The sequence below is a fragment of the Gallaecimonas sp. GXIMD4217 genome, from assembly GCF_038087665.1.
Classification (GTDB): Bacteria; Pseudomonadota; Gammaproteobacteria; order Enterobacterales; family Gallaecimonadaceae; genus Gallaecimonas.
The window spans coordinates 2030415-2046127 of record NZ_CP149925.1 but is presented as its reverse complement, the minus strand read 5'-3'; the positions used below and the strand labels follow the sequence as shown (position 1 = coordinate 2046127).

The window sequence follows — 15713 nt, the reverse complement described above, 5'->3', positions numbered from 1 at the left end:
TGGAGGCGTATTATAGGTGGGGCTTTTAGGGTGTCAACCGAAAATTCGCCAAGGCCGCGCGACTGCTGGCTTTTTCAGCATTGGGCCCATCCGGAAACGGCGCTCGACAGGGGCACTGCCAGGCGGACCAGGGAGACCAGCGCAGCCAGGCGAAACGCTGTCATCACCCTTAGCGGCTCGACCGCTTTGTCGCTCTGGGTTAGTGTCCTGAGTCGGAGTTCGACATTGATGGGCTTGGAGGCCTGATGAAATTTTCCCTGCTGAGTCGCTACGCGTTTTTCGTCTGCTGCGCCCTGGTGACCCTGTTCAGCCTGCCGTTCCTGGACTCGGGGGGCTGGCCCTGGAGCCTGTTCGTCATTGGCGGCTCGCTGACGCTGCTGGGGATCTATGATCTGCTCCAGCCCCGCCATGCCATTCGCCGCAACTACCCGGTGCTGGGCAATATCCGCTACCTGGTGGAATTCATCCGTCCCGAGATCCGCCAATATCTGCTGGAAGGCGACGACGACAGGCTGCCGTTCTCCCGTGCCCAGCGTTCCCTAGTCTACGCCAGGGCCAAGAACAAGAAGGGTGAAAAGCCCTTCGGTACCCTGACCGACGTCTACCAGCCCGGCTTCGAGTTCATCGGCCATTCCACCCTGCCCAAGCCGATGCCGGACCCCAGGGGCTTTCGCATCACCATAGGTGGCCCCCAATGCCGGCAACCCTATTCGGCCTCCATCTTCAATATTTCCGCCATGAGCTTCGGGGCCCTGAGCGCCAACGCCATTCGCGCCCTGAACCAGGGTGCACAGATGGGGGATTTTGCCCATGACACAGGCGAGGGCAGTATCAGCTCCTACCACAGGGAGTTTGGCGGTGATCTGATCTGGGAGATCGGCAGTGGCTATTTCGGCTGCCGTACCCCGGACGGGCAATTCGATCCGGAGCAATTCGCCAAGCAGGCCGTTGCCCCCCAGGTGAAGATGGTCGAGATCAAACTGAGCCAGGGCGCCAAGCCCGGCCATGGCGGCATCCTGCCGAAGCACAAGATCACCGCCGAAATAGCCGCCACCCGGGGCATTCCCATGGACAGGGACTGTGTCTCGCCGGCCAGCCACAGCGCCTTTTCCACCCCGCTGGAGTTGATGCGCTTTATCGGCCGGTTGCGGGAGCTGTCCGGCGGCAAGCCGGTCGGCTTCAAGCTTTGCCTCGGCCACCCCTGGGAATTCATGGGCATCGCCAAGGCCATGCTGGAAACCGGCATCCTGCCCGACTTCATCGTCATCGACGGCAAGGAAGGGGGCACCGGGGCGGCGCCGCTGGAGTTTTCCAATCACATGGGCGTGCCCCTGAGGGAGGGGCTGTTGTTCGTGCACAACACCCTGGTGGGCCTGAACCTGCGCGACAAGATCAAGCTGGGCGCCAGCGGCAAGATCATTTCCGCCTTCGATATCGCCAGCGTCATGGCCATAGGTGCCGACTGGGTCAACTCGGCCCGGGGCTTCATGTTCGCCGTTGGCTGCGTCCAGTCCCAGTCCTGCCACACCAACAAGTGCCCGACCGGGGTCGCCACCCAGGACAAGCTGCGCCAGCAGGCCCTGGTGGTGCCCGACAAGGCCAAGCGGGTCTACTACTTCCATCGCAATACCCTGCACACCCTGGCCGAGATGCTGGCCGCGGCCGGCCTGGAGCATCCCTGCCAGTTGGAGCCCAGACACCTGGTGCGGCGCACCAGCAACACCGAGGTGAGGCTGTTCTCCCAGCTGCACGTGTTCCTGGAACCGGGCGCCCTGCTGGAAGGGAAGGTGGACAGCGAGTTCTACGGCCGGATGTGGAAGATGGCCCGGGCCGACAGCTTCGAGGCCAACAATGTGGACATGCAGGGCCTGCACCAGATGCCGAGCGGCCAGCAGCCGCTGCTGTGAACGCCCCGGCGGGAGGCACGCATCCATTGTGCGTACCCGGTGCGGTGTTAGAATACGGCCTTTGTGTTTGACGCTTAACTTACGGCAGCACTTTTTATGACAGTCAAAACCCGTTTTGCCCCCAGCCCCACCGGCTACCTGCACGTGGGCGGTGCCCGTACTGCTCTGTATTCCTGGCTCTACGCCCAGCATATGCAGGGCGAGTTTGTCCTGCGTATCGAAGACACCGATCTGGAGCGCTCCACCCAGGAAGCCATCGACGCCATCATGGATGGCATGAACTGGCTGGGACTGAAATGGGACGAGGGCCCGTACTACCAGACCAAACGTTTCGACCGCTACAAGGAGCTGGTGGGCCAGCTGCTGGCCGAAGACAAGGCCTACAAATGCTACTGCTCCACCGAGCGCCTGGAGCAGATGCGCGAAGAGCAGATGGCCAAGGGCGAGAAGCCCCGCTACGACGGCCGCTGCCGCCACCTGACCGAGGCCCCGGCCGAAGACGCCCCCTTCGTGATCCGCTTCAAGAACCCCGAGGAAGGCAGCGTGTCCTTCGAGGACCACGTGCGCGGCCATGTGGAATTCCAGAATAAGGAACTGGACGACCTGATCATCCAGCGCTCCGACGGCAGCCCCACCTACAACTTCTGTGTGGTGGTGGACGACTGGGACATGGGCATCACCCATGTGGTGCGCGGTGAAGACCACGTCAACAACACCCCGCGTCAGATCAACATCCTCAAGGCCCTGGGCGCCCCCATCCCGGAATACGCCCATGTGTCCATGATCCTGGGCGACGACGGCAAGAAGCTGTCCAAGCGTCACGGCGCCGTGTCCGTGATGCAGTACCGTGATGAAGGCTACCTGCCCGAGGCCCTGCTGAACTACCTGGTGCGCCTGGGCTGGTCCCACGGCGATCAGGAAGTCTTCTCCATGGAGGAGATGATCAAGCTGTTCAGCCTGGACGCCATCAACAAGGCCGCGTCCGCCTTCAACACCGACAAGCTGAACTGGCTCAACAACCACTACATCCGCAGCCTGGATCCCCAGTACGTGGCCGAGCACCTGGAATGGCACATGGCCGACCAGGGCATAAACACCACCCAGGGCCCGGCCCTGGCCGAGGTGATCAAGGCCCTGGGCGAGCGCGTCAACACCCTCAAGGAGCTGGCCGGTCAGAGCCGCTACTTCTTCGAGGACTTCGACGGCTTCGACGAAGCGGCCGCCAAGAAGCACCTGCGCCCCGTGGCCAAGGAGCCCCTGGAGACCGTGCGCGCCAAGCTGACCGAACTGGCAGAATGGAGCCCGGAGGCCATCCACGGTGCCATCCAGGGCACTGCCGAGGCCCTGGAGGTGGGCATGGGTAAGGTGGGCATGCCGCTGCGCGTGGCCGTGACCGGTGCCGGCCAGTCCCCCTCTCTGGATATCACCCTGGCCCTGATCGGCCGTGACCGCAGTCTGGCAAGAATCGACCAAGCCGTTGATTTTATCGCCAAACGCGCAGAATCCTGAGAAAAGCGTGTTGACACCTTTCGCGGGGCTGCATAGAATGCGCCTCGCACTGACGGGGAGCGCGGCTCCCCGGATGTTCGGGGCTATAGCTCAGCTGGGAGAGCGCTTGCATGGCATGCAAGAGGTCGGCGGTTCGATCCCGCCTAGCTCCACCAAACACTGTAAGTTGTGGCGGTAACGCGGCAACTTGGAACCCAAGGGTTCAAAAAGACAATTCGAGCTCACATCCAGCAGCGTGGGTTCGATAAAGAAATTTGGGGCTATAGCTCAGCTGGGAGAGCGCTTGCATGGCATGCAAGAGGTCGGCGGTTCGATCCCGCCTAGCTCCACCAAACAAAAGTCATCGGTTGCCTAGAACCGGTGCAGAGGGCAGGGCGGTATTTGCCGCTCGGTTTTGACCAGCAGAACCAGCCTTTACAAAATTTGCTGCGAAGCACTGCTTCGCAAAGCGCAAATTTTGTCCCCTTCGTCTAGAGGCCTAGGACACCGCCCTTTCACGGCGGTAACAGGGGTTCGAATCCCCTAGGGGACGCCACAATTTGGAACCATAGCTCAGCTGGGTGAGATGCGACGAATAGGCAGCATCGAACGCGAGGCAGGACGCCGAGCCGGAAACCAGCACCAGGGATGGGTTAGAGAGCTGTGGATCTGATAGAGAAAGTTTGGGGCTATAGCTCAGCTGGGAGAGCGCTTGCATGGCATGCAAGAGGTCGGCGGTTCGATCCCGCCTAGCTCCACCAAACAAAAGTCGCCGGTTACCTAGAATCGGTGCAGAAGGCAGGGCGGTATTTGCCGCTCGGTTTTGACCAGCAAACCTTGCCTTCACAAAAATCAGCGCAAAGCGTTTTGTGAAGGATTAAGAATGAAGCCGCTTGGCTTCGCTGGCTCAGCCAAGCCTTCACAAAATTTGCTGCGAAGCAGTGTTTCGCAAAGTGCAAATTTTGTCCCCTTCGTCTAGAGGCCTAGGACACCGCCCTTTCACGGCGGTAACAGGGGTTCGAATCCCCTAGGGGACGCCACAATTTGGGGCTATAGCTCAGCTGGGTGAGATGCGACGAATAGGCAGCATCGAACGCGAGGCAGGACGCCGAGCCGGAAACCAGCACCAGGGATGGGTTAGAGAGCTGTGGGTCTGATAGAGAAAGTTTGGGGCTATAGCTCAGCTGGGAGAGCGCTTGCATGGCATGCAAGAGGTCGGCGGTTCGATCCCGCCTAGCTCCACCAAACCCAAAGGCCACTCGAAAGAGTGGCCTTTTCTTTTTCCGGCCGGCTTAACGAACGAGAGCCAATGGATACCGCCCGAGGCTTAGAGGTGGTTACCGTCCATGGTGGTTCTTTCCGGCTCGGCCATCCTGGGCCTCGCGTAAAGCTGCACCCAAAGCCGCGCTTTGGGTTTCGAGCTTTATCCCGCTGGCTCCACCCAATCAAAAGGCCACTCGCAAGAGTGGCCTTTTTCTTTTTGGCTCCTGCAACATCAGTCGTCCCAATGCTTGCCGATGCCACCAAAAAAGGGGCCATGAAGCCCCTTAAGCTGGCGAAAAACGACCTCGCCGGTTTTCGTTATGGGGCTCAGCGGCCCATGTGGGCGGCGTAGAGGCCGCTCAGGGACTGCAGGGTGATGCTGGCGGACTCGGAGTTCTGGATGCTGTCGGCGTTTATCCACACGAACTGGCGGCCGTTGCCCTGCAGGTTCCAGGCCATGGTCTGGGTGTCGCTGCTGTTGACGGTGACGTACTGCTTGGCGTCGCCGGCGTAGGCGATGATGTTGCTCGGGTCGACCTGCTTGTTGACGATGTTGACGCAGGCCTTCTGCTCCTGCAGCTGCACGAAGATGAACTGATTGATGTCGCTCTGGACCTGGGCCTGGTACCAGTGGGACTCGGGCACGCAGTAGTAGCGGCTGAAGGCGTTCAGGGGCTGGGGCTGGCCGTTGGCGGGCATGTCCTTGTTGTGGATGCCGCTGGTGTCGATGGGCATCTTGACGCTGCCGATGAAGGCCTGTACCGAGGCACCGGGCTGGCCGTGGGTCACGGCCACGGAAACGGTGTTGGTCTGGTCGCCGTCCACGAAGCAGATGGAGGCCAGGCCCTGGTGGCCGGTGGTGCCGGGGACCTTGACGGTGACCGGAGGCTGGGAGTTGGACCAGACCACGGACACTGTGGTGTCGGCGTCATTTTGGGCGGCGTTGTAGAAGAACAGGCAGTACAGCTGGCCGCTGTTGAGGTTACCGTTGCAGGTGGCGGTCATGCCCTGTTCCAGGGTGATCAGCTGGCCGTTGTTCCAATTGACGTTAGACATTATTCAATCCTCTTGAATGCATAGAAGGTCCGGCCCGAGCCGGTGGGAAGCCTGCACCCTGCAGGCTCCAGCAAGTATGAGGCGGGGGATCCGTGGCGCCGCATCAGCTTGGTATCAGCATGGGGTCAATACTGTTACGGCACTGTCATATTTGCTGCCTGTCCCGGCAGGCCTGGGTTGGCAACCAGGCGATACGATTCTGGTGCTTGGCCAGACTTGAAGGCCTGCGAACGCGCACTAGACTCACTCTGACGAAGGTGAAGGAGCAGGGAACGTCATGAAGGGAACTCAAGAGGTCAATGTGGGGCTGTTGAAGTCGCTGCGCCGGCAGAACTGCCTGAGTCAGGAAGATCTCTACCATGCCTGCCGCAAGCGCTCGCTGCGGCTGTCGCTGGCAACCATCAAGCGGGCCGAGGCCGGTCGAAACGTCAGCTATCGCACCATCAGGGAGCTGGCCGCCTTCTATGCGGTACCCCTGCAACTGCTGGTCAAGCCGGGCCCGCTGGAGCGCAACGAGCGGGAAGCCCAGGCCAGCTGCCCTTGAGTGGCCGAGCTTGGCTTTGGCAATGGCTGAACTAAGGTGTTCATAGAGCCGAGCAATAACGCCCTATGAACAGCACCGAACTGAGCATCCACTCTCTGGGAGACAGCGCCCTGGTGCTGATCCCGGCCCAAACCAGCCCCCTGCACCAGCGCCAGCTGCATTGGCTGGCGGAGCAGCTGTGCCAGTGGCAGGGTATCGTGGAGGCGGTGCCCGGCATGGGCAACCTCACCCTGGTACTGGCCAAGCCCCATCTCAACCCCCACGCCCTGGGCCGGAAGCTGGCCCGGATCTGGGCGCAGCGGCCGAGTCGCCTTCCGCCCGGCAAGCAGGTGCAGCTGGACATCACCTTTGGTGGCATTGAAGGCCCGGATCTGCCCTTTGTGGCCCGCCACTGCGGCCTCAGCGAACAGGAGGTGGTGGCCCTGCATTGCCGGCAGCCCTTCGAGGTGGCCTTTCTGGGGTTCATGCCGGGCTTTGCCTACCTGAGCGGTGGCCAGCTGCAGGTGCCCAGGCGGGCCGAGCCGCGCCTGCAGGTGCCGGCCGGCAGCCTGGCGCTGGCGGGCGACCAGACCGGGATCTACCCCCGCCGGAGCCCGGGGGGCTGGCAGCTGATCGGCCGCACCGCGGCATCCCTGTTTGATCCCGAGCAGTCGCCGCCGGCCCTGTTGCAGCCCGGCGACCGGGTGCAACTGGTGGCGTTGTGACGGTAAGCATCCATAAGGCCGGGCTGCTCACCAGCCTCCAGGATCTGGGCCGCAGCGGCTGGCGCAACCAGGGGATCAGCGCCGCCGGGGCCATGGATCCCCTGGCCGCGACCCTGGGCAACCTGTTGCTGCAACAGACGCCACACACGCCGGTGCTGGAGATCACCTTTGGCATGGCCGAGCTGCGCTTCGGTTGCAGCGGCTGGGTGGCGCTGACCGGCGCCGATCTCGGTGCCCGCCTCGACGGCAACGCCGTGGCCCCTTGGTGGCGCTTCCCGGTGGAGGCGGGGCAGCGGTTGCTCTTCACCCGGCCCAGGCAGGGCTACCGCGCCTATCTGGCCCTGTCCGGCGGCCTGGAGGGCATGCCCTTCCTGGGCTCGGTCAGCGCCGATCTGGCCGCCGGCCTGGGGGCTCCGCTCAGGGACGGCGAGGTCCTGAACTGGAAACCACAGCGGCGCTTTGCCGGCTCGCTGCTGATCCGCGCCCCCAGGCGGGGCCGGCTTCGGGCCCTGCCCGGGCCCGAGGAGGCGGCCTTCCCGGGGCCGGCGCGCTACCTGTTCTGGCAGGGAGCCTGGGCCGTTTCCCGCCATGCCGACCGCATGGGCCTGCGGCTGAGCGGGCCGGCCCTGCTGGGGTACCAGGGCCAGGAGCTGGCATCTCACGGGGTGCTGCCCGGGGTGGTGCAGGTGCCGGGCGACGGTCAGCCGATCCTGCTGGGGGCCGAGGCCCAAAGCACCGGGGGTTACCCCAAGGTGGCCATGCTGTGCCGGGCCGATCTGTGGCAGCTGGGGCAACTGGGCCCCGGCGACGAGCTGGCCTTCCTGCGTATCACGCAGCGGGAGGCCGTCCAGGCCTACCGGCAGCAGCAGGCCTACCTGGCCAGGGTGAGGGAGCATGTCCAAGCGCATTGATGTCAACGCCGATCTGGGAGAGGGCGCCGCCCATGACGCGGCCCTGCTGGCGCTGATCAGCTCCGCCAATATCGCCTGTGGCCGCCATGCCGGCGACCCCGTCCTGGCCGCCGCCACCATAGGGCAGGCGCTGGCCAGGGGGGTGGCCGTGGGTGCCCATCCCAGCCACTGGCTGGCACCGGACATGGGCCGCAGCGAACAACGGGTGGACTCGGACCAGTGCTACCACAGCGTGCTGTACCAGTGCGGCGCCCTCAAGGCCCTGGTCGAGGCCCAGGGCGGGCGGCTGCACCACGTCAAGCCCCACGGCGCCCTCTACAACCAGGCGGCCCGTGACGCCGAGCTGGCCGGTGCCATCGCCCGGGCGGTGCGGGATCTGGATCCCAGCCTTAAGATCTACGGCCTGGCCGGCAGCGAGCTGCTGCTGGCGGCCCACCGGGAAGGGCTGGAGGGGATCAGCGAAGCCTTTGCCGACAGGCGCTACCGGGCCGACGGCAGCCTGGTGCCGAGAACGGAAGCGAACGCCTTGATCCTGGCGGAGGAGGAGGTGGTCGAGCAGGCGCTGGCGCTGATCCGGGGCCGGGCCCTGGCCCATACCGGCGAACCGCTGGCCATCAGCGCCCAGAGCCTGTGCCTGCACGGTGACAATCCCCAGGCCCTGGCGCTGGCGCGCCGGCTTATCGAGCGCCTGTGCCAGGAAGGGGTGACGGTGGCCCGCCCCTAGCTTACTGGGTCAGCTGGTGGGAGGTGCCAGGCCCGGTGGCGTCGGCCGTGATGCCGGCGGCCTGCAGGTGCGGCCAGAGCGCTTCCAGCAGCGCCGGTTGCGCCTGGGCCGTGGGGTGGATGCCGTCGGCCTGGATCATGCCGTCCTGGGTGGCCACGTCCTTGGCGAAGAAGGGCAGCAACCGGGCGCCGTTGTCCTTGGCCACCTGGCCGAAGCTGGCCTTGAAGGCGTCCAGGTAGCGAGGGCCGTAGTTGGGGGGCAGCCAGATCTCCATGACCATCACCTTGGCGCCGCTGTCCTGGCCCAGCCTGATCATTTTTTGCAAATTGTTACGCATTTGTCCGATGGGATAACCGCGCAGGCCGTCGTTGCCGCCCAGCTCGATCAACAGCCAGGTCGGCCGGTGCTCGGCCAGCAGGGCCGGCAGCCGGCGCAGCCCGCCAGCCGTGGTTTCGCCGCTGATGCTGGCATTGACCACGGTCACGTCAAGAGCCTCTTCATCCAGGCGCTTGGCCAGCAGCTGTACCCAGCCCTGCTGGCTGGACAGGCCGTAGCCGGCGCTCAGGCTGTCGCCCAGCACCAGCAGCGTCTTGGCCGCCGATCCAAAGCAGGTTAAGGTCAGTATCAATGCAAAGATGAAGTGAAGAGATCGTGGCATGGCTGCTCCTGTCATACGTGTAGAGAAGCTGGCGAAGTCGGTACAGACCGCGGCCGGCGCCCCGCTTTCCATTCTCGAGTCCATCGAGCTGTCCGTCAACGCCGGCGAGACCCTGGCCATCATGGGCAGCTCCGGCTCGGGTAAATCCACCCTGCTGGGCCTGCTGGCGGGCCTGGATCAGCCCAGCAGCGGCAAGGTGCTGCTGGACGGTGTCGACCTGGCCGACCTGTCCGAAGACCGGCGGGCGGCGCTGCGCATGGACACCCTGGGTTTCGTGTTCCAGCAGTTCCTGCTGATCCCCAGCCTGACCGCATGGGAAAACGTCATGATGCCGGCGGAGCTTCGCGGTGACAAGGACGCCAGGGCCAATGCCAGGGCGCTGTTGGAGCGGGTCGGCCTGGCCGAGCGCCTGGAGCATTTTCCCTCCCAGCTCAGCGGCGGCGAGCAGCAGCGGGTGGCCCTGGCCCGGGCCTTTATCACCCAGCCCAAGCTGCTGCTGGCGGACGAGCCCACCGGCAACCTGGACAGCCAGACCGGCGATCAGGTGGCCGAGCTGATGTTCGCCCTGAACCGGGACTTCGGCACCACCCTGGTGCTGGTCACCCATGATCCGGCCCTGGCCAGGCGCTGCCAGCGCACCCTGCACCTGCAGGCCGGCCGCCTGGAGGAGGCCGCCCATGCGGCCTGAACTGGTGTGGCGGCTTTTCCGCCGGGAGCTGAAGCGACCCGACGTGCTGATCATGCTGGCGGCCGTGGTGCTGGCGGTGGCCTCGGTGGTGTCCCTGGCCCGCTTCGCCGAGACCCTGGATCAGGCCTTCAGCCGCAAGGGCGCCAGCTTCCTGGCCGCCGATCTGGTGCTTGGCACCGGTCAGCCCCTGGACGATGGCCTGGTGTCGGCCCTGGCGGTGCCGGGGCTGAAGCTCAGCGAGCAGACCCGCTTTTCCACCATGCTGATGGGGCAGGGTGGCATGAAGCTGGCCTCCATGGTCGCCGTGGACGATCATTACCCGCTCAGGGGCGAGATCACCATCAGCCGCCAGGCCTTCGGCCAGGAGGATGTGGTGCAACAGGGGCCCAGGCCCGGCCACCTCTGGCTGGATCAGCGCCTGGCCCAGGCCATAGGCGCCAAGGTGGGGGACAGTGTCGAGGTGGGCTATGCCAGCCTCAAGGTGACGGCCCTGCTGGTGGAGGCCCCCGATACCGGCTTCAACGTGTTTGCGGCATCGCCGCCGGCCCTGATGCACCAGGTGGACTTGGCCGCCACCCAGGTGATCCAGCCGGGCTCGCGGGTGCGCTGGCGTTACCTGCTCAGTGGCCCGGAAGACGAACTGCAGGCCCTGGAAGAGGAGCTGACCCCCAGGCTGCCGCCCTGGGCCAGCTTTACCGACATCAAGCGCTCCCGCTCGCCCATCGCCACCGCCCTGAACCGGGCCGAGCGTTTCCTGCTGCTGTCGAGCCTGATGGGCGTGCTGCTGGCGGCGGTGGCCATCGGCGTGGCGGCCAGGCGCTATTGCGACAGCCATGTGGACAACGTGGCCCTGCTCAAGGCCATGGGGGCCAGCCGCCGCCAGGTGGTGCTGATCTATGCCGGCCAGTTGGGGCTCTTGATGCTGCTGGGGGCCGGCCTTGGCGTGTTGGCCGGCTTCGGCCTGGTGCAGTGGCTGCTGTCGGCCTACCAGGCACTGCTGCCCGCCAGCCTGCCGGCGCCGACCCTGGAGCCGGTCTGGCTGGGCATGGGGGTGGGCCTGATCTGCACCCTGGCCTTTGCCGCCTGGCCGCTGTGGCAGCTGCTGGGCGTGCCGCCGATCCGGGTCTGGCGCGAGGATCTGGCCGAACGCCGTGGCGGCGCCTTCTGGCATTACCTGCTGGTGGCCCTGGCGCTCTTTGGCGCCATCTGGCTGTTCACCGGCGAGCTGCCCATGACCCTGGCCATAGGGGCCGGGGTGGTCCTGGCGGCGCTGATCCTGGTGGTGGTCAGTTTCCTGATGCTGTGGCTGGTGGGCCATAGCCGCCACCTGGGCGGGATCTGGCGCCTGGCCATCGCCGGCCTGGAAAGGCGCCGGGCCAGCACCCTGGTGCAGCTGGGCAGCTTCACCCTGGCGCTGATGCTGATGCTGCTGATCCAGCTCATCAAGAGCGATCTGCTGGCCGACTGGCGGGCCAGCCTGCCGCCGGACACCCCCAACTACTTCGTGGTCAACGTGGCCCCGGAAGAGGTGGCGCCGGTGGAGCGATTCCTGAGCCAGAACGGCAAGGGGGCCAGCGATCTCTACCCGGTGGTGCGGGCCAGGCTGGTGGCCATCAACGGCGATGATGTCACCAAGCCGGTCACCAAGGAGGACGAAGAGGCCGGCAACGGCCGGGTCGGCATCGACCGGGAGCTCAACCTGACCTGGCGGGACGGCCTGCCGCCCAAGAACAAGCTGGTGGCGGGCCAGTGGTGGCAGCAAGGCGCCGATGGCCAGGTCAGCATCGAGTCCCAGGTGGCCGAGCGGCTCGGGGTCGTGCTTGGCGACGTGCTGCACTTCCGCCTGGGGGCCCGGGAATTCAGCGCCCCGGTCACCAGTATTCGGGAAGTGGACTGGCAGAGCATGCAGCCCAACTTCTTCATGATCTTCAGCCCGGCGGTGCTCGAGGATTTCCCGGCCAGCTATATCGCCAGCTTCCACCTTGACGCCGATCAGCGGCCGGCCCTGGGCCAGCTCCTGGAGCGCTACCCGACCCTCAGCCTCATCGACGTGGACGCCATCATCAACCAGATCCGCGACCTCATCGAGCAGGTGGCCATGGCCCTGGAATACGTGTGGCTGCTGGTGGTGGCCTCGGCGCTGCTGGTGCTGGTAGCCGCCGTGCAGGCCAGCATGGACGAAAGGCGCCGGGATCTGGGCATACTGCGCACCCTGGGGGCCGCCAACGGCTCCCTGCGGGCCATGCTGGGGGCGGAGTTCCTGACGCTGGGCGCCCTGGCCGGGCTGATGGCCGGCCTGTCCAGCCAGCTCAGCCTCTACCTGCTGCAGACCCAGGTGCTGTCGCTGCCGGTGCGGCTGCACTGGGATCTGGCGGCCATGGCGGTGCTGCTGGGGGCCCTGGGGGTGGCGCTGCCGGCCCTGCTGCGGCTGGTTCCGCTGCTCAGGCGCCAGCCGGCCAGGCTGGTGAAGAGCTAAAAGAAAAGGCGGCCAAGGCCGCCTTTTTTGTTGCTTGCGCTTACCGCTTCGGCAGCGGCATATCAGGATGCCTTGGGCCCGTCTGGATGGGGCGTTCCATGACGGGGGCCTTGGCGGCGCGCAGCTGGCCAGTGTTGCTGGTGTCGATGTCCAGGGCATCGAACCAGCTGACGCCGGTGGGCATCTGGGTGGGGGCCGGCGCCACCGCCAGGTGGTTCAGGGCGGCGTCCCGTACTTCCGGCAGCAGGTTGTCCACCGCGAACTGGATCCGCGGCTTGATGTCGGCGTCACCCATGCGGCCGCGCTGGCCCCAGGCGATGCGGTAGCGGGACTCGGCCAGCTCGGTGACCGCCTGATCGCGCTCGATGCCGTAGCGCATGTCCATCATCAGCTCTTCGAAGGCCATGGCCAGATCCTCGCGGGTGGAGGAGTAGCTGTAGTAGGCATTGGCCTTGTCCGGGGCGAAGAAGTTGGCCACGTCGTTCGGCGTGTAGCCCTTCTGGGCGGCGGTGGCGGTCTCGCCATGGAAGCTGACCTTGGCCAGATCCTTCATGTTCTGGGAAAGCAGCGGATCCTGGGCGGTCAGGTCTTCCGAGACGATCTGGCCGTTGACGGCGGCGCGCCAGAATTCCTGGTTCATGGACACCGTCTGCCACTTGCTCTTGGGCATGAAGTCGTTGGCGTGGGCCAGCTCGTGGTAGAGCAGGGAACCCAGATCCGCTTCCAGCTCTTCGAAGCTGCGGGTCTGGCGGGCGGCCGGATCCCAGTAGCGGAAGGCATAGTCATAGCTGCCGTCCCCCTGCTGCTTCACGTAGCGCCAGGGCATGATGAACTGCAGGTCGTTGCCGAAATTGGAACGGTAATCGGGCTGCTCGTTGATGAGATCCCGCTCGGTGGGGGTCAGCCAGAGGTTGTCCGCGTCCAGGTAGATGGCACCGGTCAGGGCCCAGTAGAAGGAGGGGCGCACGTCATGGGAGATGACGATGGCACTGGTGGCCCTGAGCAGGTTCTTGAAGTCGTCGTTGGGATCCAGCTCGGTCAGGAAGCGCTCGAAACGCTCGCCCATCCAGTCGTGGGAGACCACCACCCTGTCCATGATGTCGGCGACACTGGGGGTTTCGGTGTCCATGCCGATGGCGGGCAGCTTGCTCAGGTAACAGGCATTGCTGTCGGTGATCTGGTTGGAATAGACGCAGCCACGCAGCACATCGGCGTAGGGGCTGTCGGCCTTATAGGCATGGACAGTGGTCAGCGGGGTATCGAAATAGGGGCTGGTGATCTCCGCCTTGTCTTCAACCAGCAGGTGCACCTGCTCGGTCAGGGTTTCACCGCCGCTGGTGGTGGCAGTGGCCTGCAGTACCACCACCTGGTCGCCCGTGACCTGGGGCGCGGTGACGAACAGCACCGGCTCTTCCTGGTTGACCTCCAGCTTGGCTTCGGGGCCGGAAAGCTGGCTCCAGCTGAGGCCGGTGAGGGTGGTGTCATTCCAGCCCAGGCGGAAGGAGGTCTGGGCTCCTTCGCTGATGGCCCTGTCCACCCGCAGCTGCAGCTGGGCACCACTGTGGCCGGCCACGGCCAGGTCGTGGTCGGCGGTCAGGGTGCTGCCGTCGGCCCTGGTGGCGGTGAAGCGGAAGCTGTAGTTGCCGGCTTCGAGGGCGTCGAAGCCGATGGCCTTGGAGTTGGCTGACAGCAGCTGGTCGTCGACGTCGGGGCCGCTGAGGCGTGTCCACTGGAAGCTGCGGTAGGTGCCGGCCGGCACCTGGGCCACCAGGCCCACGGCCTGGCCCTGCTGAACCTGGGTGTCACCGGACAGGGTCAGTTCGGCAACGGGAGGGTAGGTCGGGGTGCCGGGGTTGGTGGGCAGGCTGGTATCACCACCGCCACCACCGCCGCCACAGGCGGTCAGCAGGGCGGTGGCAACGCTCAGGGCGAGGACATCAAGACGGCGCATACTGTTGCTCTCTGTTAACAAAATTGTTAGCCAGATTGCTTTTTTTTCAGGCCCAGATCAAGCTCCTTGCCACGCCATCTGGCGTAATAGGCACCACCGGTCAACATCATCAGGCTCAGGGTCAGCTCCACGGCGGCCAGCCAGCGCTCCTCGGGCGACACCCACAGCAGGGTCAGGCTGTGCAGCATGTAGAGCAGCACCAGGAAGTTGGCCCAGGCGAAGGTGTAGGGATTGCCTTTGATCATGCCCCTGAGGGGGAACAGCAGCGGCAGGAACCAGATCGACATCAGGAACCAGGGGGAGATCTCGGGATGGGGGGCCAGCCACAGGTGCCAGGCCGGCACCCACAGCATCAGGCCGAAGTAGCCGGCCTGGGCCAGCAGGCGCATTTTCTTGGTTTGGGATTGTTCGGGTTTCATGCTTGCAGGGCTTTACCGAGCCGGGCCAGGCGCTGTCCCATGGCGAGGCAGAGCTGGCGTTCGTGTTCGTTGAGTTGGATGCCGTTGGCCGCCAGGTGACTGGGGCCATAGGGGGTGCCGCCACCCGTGGTGTGATGCAGCTCGGCCTCGGTGTAAGGCAGGCCCATCACCACCATGCCATGGTGCAGCAGCGGCAGCATCATCGACAGCAGGGTGCTCTCGTGGCCGCCGTGAGGGCTGCCACAGGAGGTGAAGACACAGGCCGGCTTGTCCACCAGGGTGCCGGCCAGCCATTCGCTGCTGGTGCTGTCCAGGAAATGCTTGAGGGGCGCCGCCATGTTGCCGAAGCGGGTGGGGCTGCCGAGGGCCAGGGCGGAGGCTCCGCGCAGCTCCGCCAGGGTCACCAGGGGATCCGCGGGCGCTTCCTCGCCGTTCAGGGCCGGCACGGTACGCACCAGGGCATCGACACCCTGCTGCTCGACGCCCCGGGCGATCAGCCTGGCCATGTTCCGGGTGGCGCCACCTCGGCTGTAATAGAGCACCAGCACAGGGGCCATCAGAGGATCTCCAGCACCTGCTCCGGCGGACGGCCCAGCCGGGCCTGGTCGCCCTTGACGACGATGGGACGCTCGATGAGCTTGGGGGTGGCAGCCATGGCGGCCAGCAGGGCGTTTTCATCCTCGACCCGGGCCAGGTTCTGGGCCTTGTATTCCTCTTCCTTGGTGCGCATCAGCTGGCGGGCGGAATCGAAGCCCAGCTTGGCCAGCAGGCCTTTGATCTCGTCGGCGCTGGGCGGGGTGTCCAGGTAGAGGATCACTTCCGGCGCTATGCCTTTTTCCTCCAGCAGGGCCAGGGTCTGGCGGGACTTGGAGCAACGGGGATTGTGGTAGATCTGGATGGTCATGGTAGTTCCTTGCCAATGTG

The 15713-nt window shown here is 65.2% G+C and carries 14 protein-coding genes and 6 tRNA genes; 14 read left to right on the top strand and 6 right to left on the bottom strand.

Annotation, left to right across the window (positions count from 1 at the left end):
• Positions 1 to 245 precede the first annotated feature (245 nt).
• From WDB71_RS10020 to WDB71_RS09985, 8 genes are all read left to right on the top strand, one after another.
• The gene (locus WDB71_RS10020) at positions 246 to 1907 is read left to right on the top strand and encodes an FMN-binding glutamate synthase family protein (RefSeq protein ID WP_341501441.1); all 1662 of its coding nucleotides are present in this window, start codon (positions 246 to 248) and stop codon (positions 1905 to 1907) included.
• A gap of 96 nt (positions 1908 to 2003) precedes the next feature.
• Positions 2004 to 3416, top strand: a complete 1413-nt coding sequence (gene gltX / locus WDB71_RS10015) for a glutamate--tRNA ligase (RefSeq protein ID WP_341501440.1) — start codon at positions 2004 to 2006, stop codon at positions 3414 to 3416.
• A 79-nt stretch (positions 3417 to 3495) separates the two neighbouring features.
• Positions 3496 to 3571, top strand: a tRNA-Ala gene (locus WDB71_RS10010).
• A gap of 101 nt (positions 3572 to 3672) precedes the next feature.
• A tRNA-Ala gene (locus tag WDB71_RS10005) sits at positions 3673 to 3748 on the top strand.
• Positions 3749 to 3875: 127 nt separating this feature from the next.
• Positions 3876 to 3951: transfer RNA gene (locus WDB71_RS10000), tRNA-Glu, on the top strand.
• A gap of 129 nt (positions 3952 to 4080) precedes the next feature.
• A tRNA-Ala gene (locus tag WDB71_RS09995) sits at positions 4081 to 4156 on the top strand.
• A 203-nt stretch (positions 4157 to 4359) separates the two neighbouring features.
• Positions 4360 to 4435: transfer RNA gene (locus WDB71_RS09990), tRNA-Glu, on the top strand.
• A gap of 129 nt (positions 4436 to 4564) precedes the next feature.
• A tRNA-Ala gene (locus tag WDB71_RS09985) sits at positions 4565 to 4640 on the top strand.
• A gap of 345 nt (positions 4641 to 4985) precedes the next feature.
• Here the strand turns inward: WDB71_RS09985 and WDB71_RS09980 are convergent.
• Positions 4986 to 5714, bottom strand: coding sequence for a hypothetical protein (locus tag WDB71_RS09980; protein ID WP_341501439.1), 729 nt, complete (start codon positions 5712 to 5714; stop codon positions 4986 to 4988).
• Between the two features lie 277 nt (positions 5715 to 5991).
• On the opposite strand from WDB71_RS09980, the gene WDB71_RS09975 reads away from it, so the two are divergent.
• The 4 genes from WDB71_RS09975 to WDB71_RS09960 all read left to right on the top strand — a co-directional run bounded on the left by WDB71_RS09975 (position 5992) and on the right by WDB71_RS09960 (position 8597).
• Positions 5992 to 6258, top strand: coding sequence for a helix-turn-helix transcriptional regulator (locus WDB71_RS09975; RefSeq protein WP_341501438.1), 267 nt, complete (start codon positions 5992 to 5994; stop codon positions 6256 to 6258).
• A gap of 65 nt (positions 6259 to 6323) precedes the next feature.
• Positions 6324 to 6962, top strand: a complete 639-nt coding sequence (gene pxpB, locus WDB71_RS09970; protein WP_341501436.1) for a 5-oxoprolinase subunit PxpB — start codon at positions 6324 to 6326, stop codon at positions 6960 to 6962.
• Positions 6959 to 7873, top strand: a complete 915-nt coding sequence (locus WDB71_RS09965) for a biotin-dependent carboxyltransferase family protein (RefSeq protein ID WP_341501435.1) — start codon at positions 6959 to 6961, stop codon at positions 7871 to 7873. Before pxpB ends, WDB71_RS09965 begins: the two co-directional genes overlap by 4 nt.
• Positions 7857 to 8597: a 5-oxoprolinase subunit PxpA gene (locus tag WDB71_RS09960; protein ID WP_341501434.1), complete on the top strand. Its 741-nt coding sequence runs from the start codon at positions 7857 to 7859 to the stop codon at positions 8595 to 8597. The genes WDB71_RS09965 and WDB71_RS09960 overlap by 17 nt, the downstream gene beginning before the upstream one ends.
• Before the next feature lies 1 nt (position 8598).
• Here WDB71_RS09960 and WDB71_RS09955 read toward each other — a convergent pair whose 3' ends face one another.
• Entirely contained in the window at positions 8599 to 9255 is a 657-nt protein-coding gene (locus WDB71_RS09955; protein WP_341501433.1) for an arylesterase, read from the bottom strand.
• On the opposite strand from WDB71_RS09955, the gene WDB71_RS09950 reads away from it, so the two are divergent.
• Positions 9254 to 9943 carry an ABC transporter ATP-binding protein gene (locus WDB71_RS09950; protein ID WP_341501432.1) on the top strand — a complete coding sequence of 230 codons (690 nt, stop codon included), beginning with the start codon at positions 9254 to 9256 and terminating at the stop codon, positions 9941 to 9943. The two genes, WDB71_RS09955 and WDB71_RS09950, sit on opposite strands and share 2 nt — an antisense overlap.
• Positions 9933 to 12419 (top strand): FtsX-like permease family protein, encoded by a 2487-nt coding sequence (locus WDB71_RS09945; protein WP_341501431.1) that lies wholly within the window; start codon positions 9933 to 9935, stop codon positions 12417 to 12419. The genes WDB71_RS09950 and WDB71_RS09945 overlap by 11 nt, the downstream gene beginning before the upstream one ends.
• A gap of 40 nt (positions 12420 to 12459) precedes the next feature.
• Here the strand turns inward: WDB71_RS09945 and WDB71_RS09940 are convergent, their stop codons facing one another.
• From WDB71_RS09940 to arsC, 4 genes are read right to left on the bottom strand one after another with little or no spacing between them, the layout of a single operon-like run.
• Positions 12460 to 14370, bottom strand: a complete 1911-nt coding sequence (locus WDB71_RS09940; protein ID WP_341501430.1) for a hypothetical protein — start codon at positions 14368 to 14370, stop codon at positions 12460 to 12462.
• Positions 14371 to 14396: 26 nt separating this feature from the next.
• The gene (locus WDB71_RS09935) at positions 14397 to 14789 is read right to left on the bottom strand and encodes a DUF2069 domain-containing protein (protein ID WP_341501429.1); all 393 of its coding nucleotides are present in this window, start codon (positions 14787 to 14789) and stop codon (positions 14397 to 14399) included.
• Positions 14786 to 15346 (bottom strand): NAD(P)H:quinone oxidoreductase, encoded by a 561-nt coding sequence (wrbA, locus tag WDB71_RS09930; protein WP_341501428.1) that lies wholly within the window; start codon positions 15344 to 15346, stop codon positions 14786 to 14788. Before wrbA ends, WDB71_RS09935 begins: the two co-directional genes overlap by 4 nt.
• A complete protein-coding gene (gene arsC, locus WDB71_RS09925) occupies positions 15346 to 15693 on the bottom strand; it encodes an arsenate reductase (glutaredoxin) (RefSeq protein WP_341501427.1) in 348 nt (115 codons plus the stop codon). Before arsC ends, wrbA begins: the two co-directional genes overlap by 1 nt.
• Positions 15694 to 15713: the final 20 nt, after the last annotated feature.

Bases quoted from the DNA above. Each gene is read 5' to 3' on its own strand.
- gltX (WP_341501440.1), top strand. From the start codon at position 2,004: ATGACAGTCAAAACCCGTTTTGCCCCCAGCCCCACCGGCTACCTGCAC.
- arsC (WP_341501427.1), bottom strand. From the start codon at position 15,693: ATGACCATCCAGATCTACCACAATCCCCGTTGCTCCAAGTCCCGCCAG.
- WDB71_RS09975 (WP_341501438.1), top strand. From the start codon at position 5,992: ATGAAGGGAACTCAAGAGGTCAATGTGGGGCTGTTGAAGTCGCTGCGC.
- pxpB (WP_341501436.1), top strand. From the start codon at position 6,324: ATGAACAGCACCGAACTGAGCATCCACTCTCTGGGAGACAGCGCCCTG.
- WDB71_RS09940 (WP_341501430.1), bottom strand. From the start codon at position 14,370: ATGCGCCGTCTTGATGTCCTCGCCCTGAGCGTTGCCACCGCCCTGCTG.
- wrbA (WP_341501428.1), bottom strand. From the start codon at position 15,346: ATGGCCCCTGTGCTGGTGCTCTATTACAGCCGAGGTGGCGCCACCCGG.
- WDB71_RS09935 (WP_341501429.1), bottom strand. From the start codon at position 14,789: ATGAAACCCGAACAATCCCAAACCAAGAAAATGCGCCTGCTGGCCCAG.
- WDB71_RS09980 (WP_341501439.1), bottom strand. From the start codon at position 5,714: ATGTCTAACGTCAATTGGAACAACGGCCAGCTGATCACCCTGGAACAG.
- WDB71_RS09950 (WP_341501432.1), top strand. From the start codon at position 9,254: ATGGCTGCTCCTGTCATACGTGTAGAGAAGCTGGCGAAGTCGGTACAG.
- WDB71_RS10020 (WP_341501441.1), top strand. From the start codon at position 246: ATGAAATTTTCCCTGCTGAGTCGCTACGCGTTTTTCGTCTGCTGCGCC.
- WDB71_RS09960 (WP_341501434.1), top strand. From the start codon at position 7,857: ATGTCCAAGCGCATTGATGTCAACGCCGATCTGGGAGAGGGCGCCGCC.
- WDB71_RS09945 (WP_341501431.1), top strand. From the start codon at position 9,933: ATGCGGCCTGAACTGGTGTGGCGGCTTTTCCGCCGGGAGCTGAAGCGA.
- WDB71_RS09955 (WP_341501433.1), bottom strand. From the start codon at position 9,255: ATGCCACGATCTCTTCACTTCATCTTTGCATTGATACTGACCTTAACC.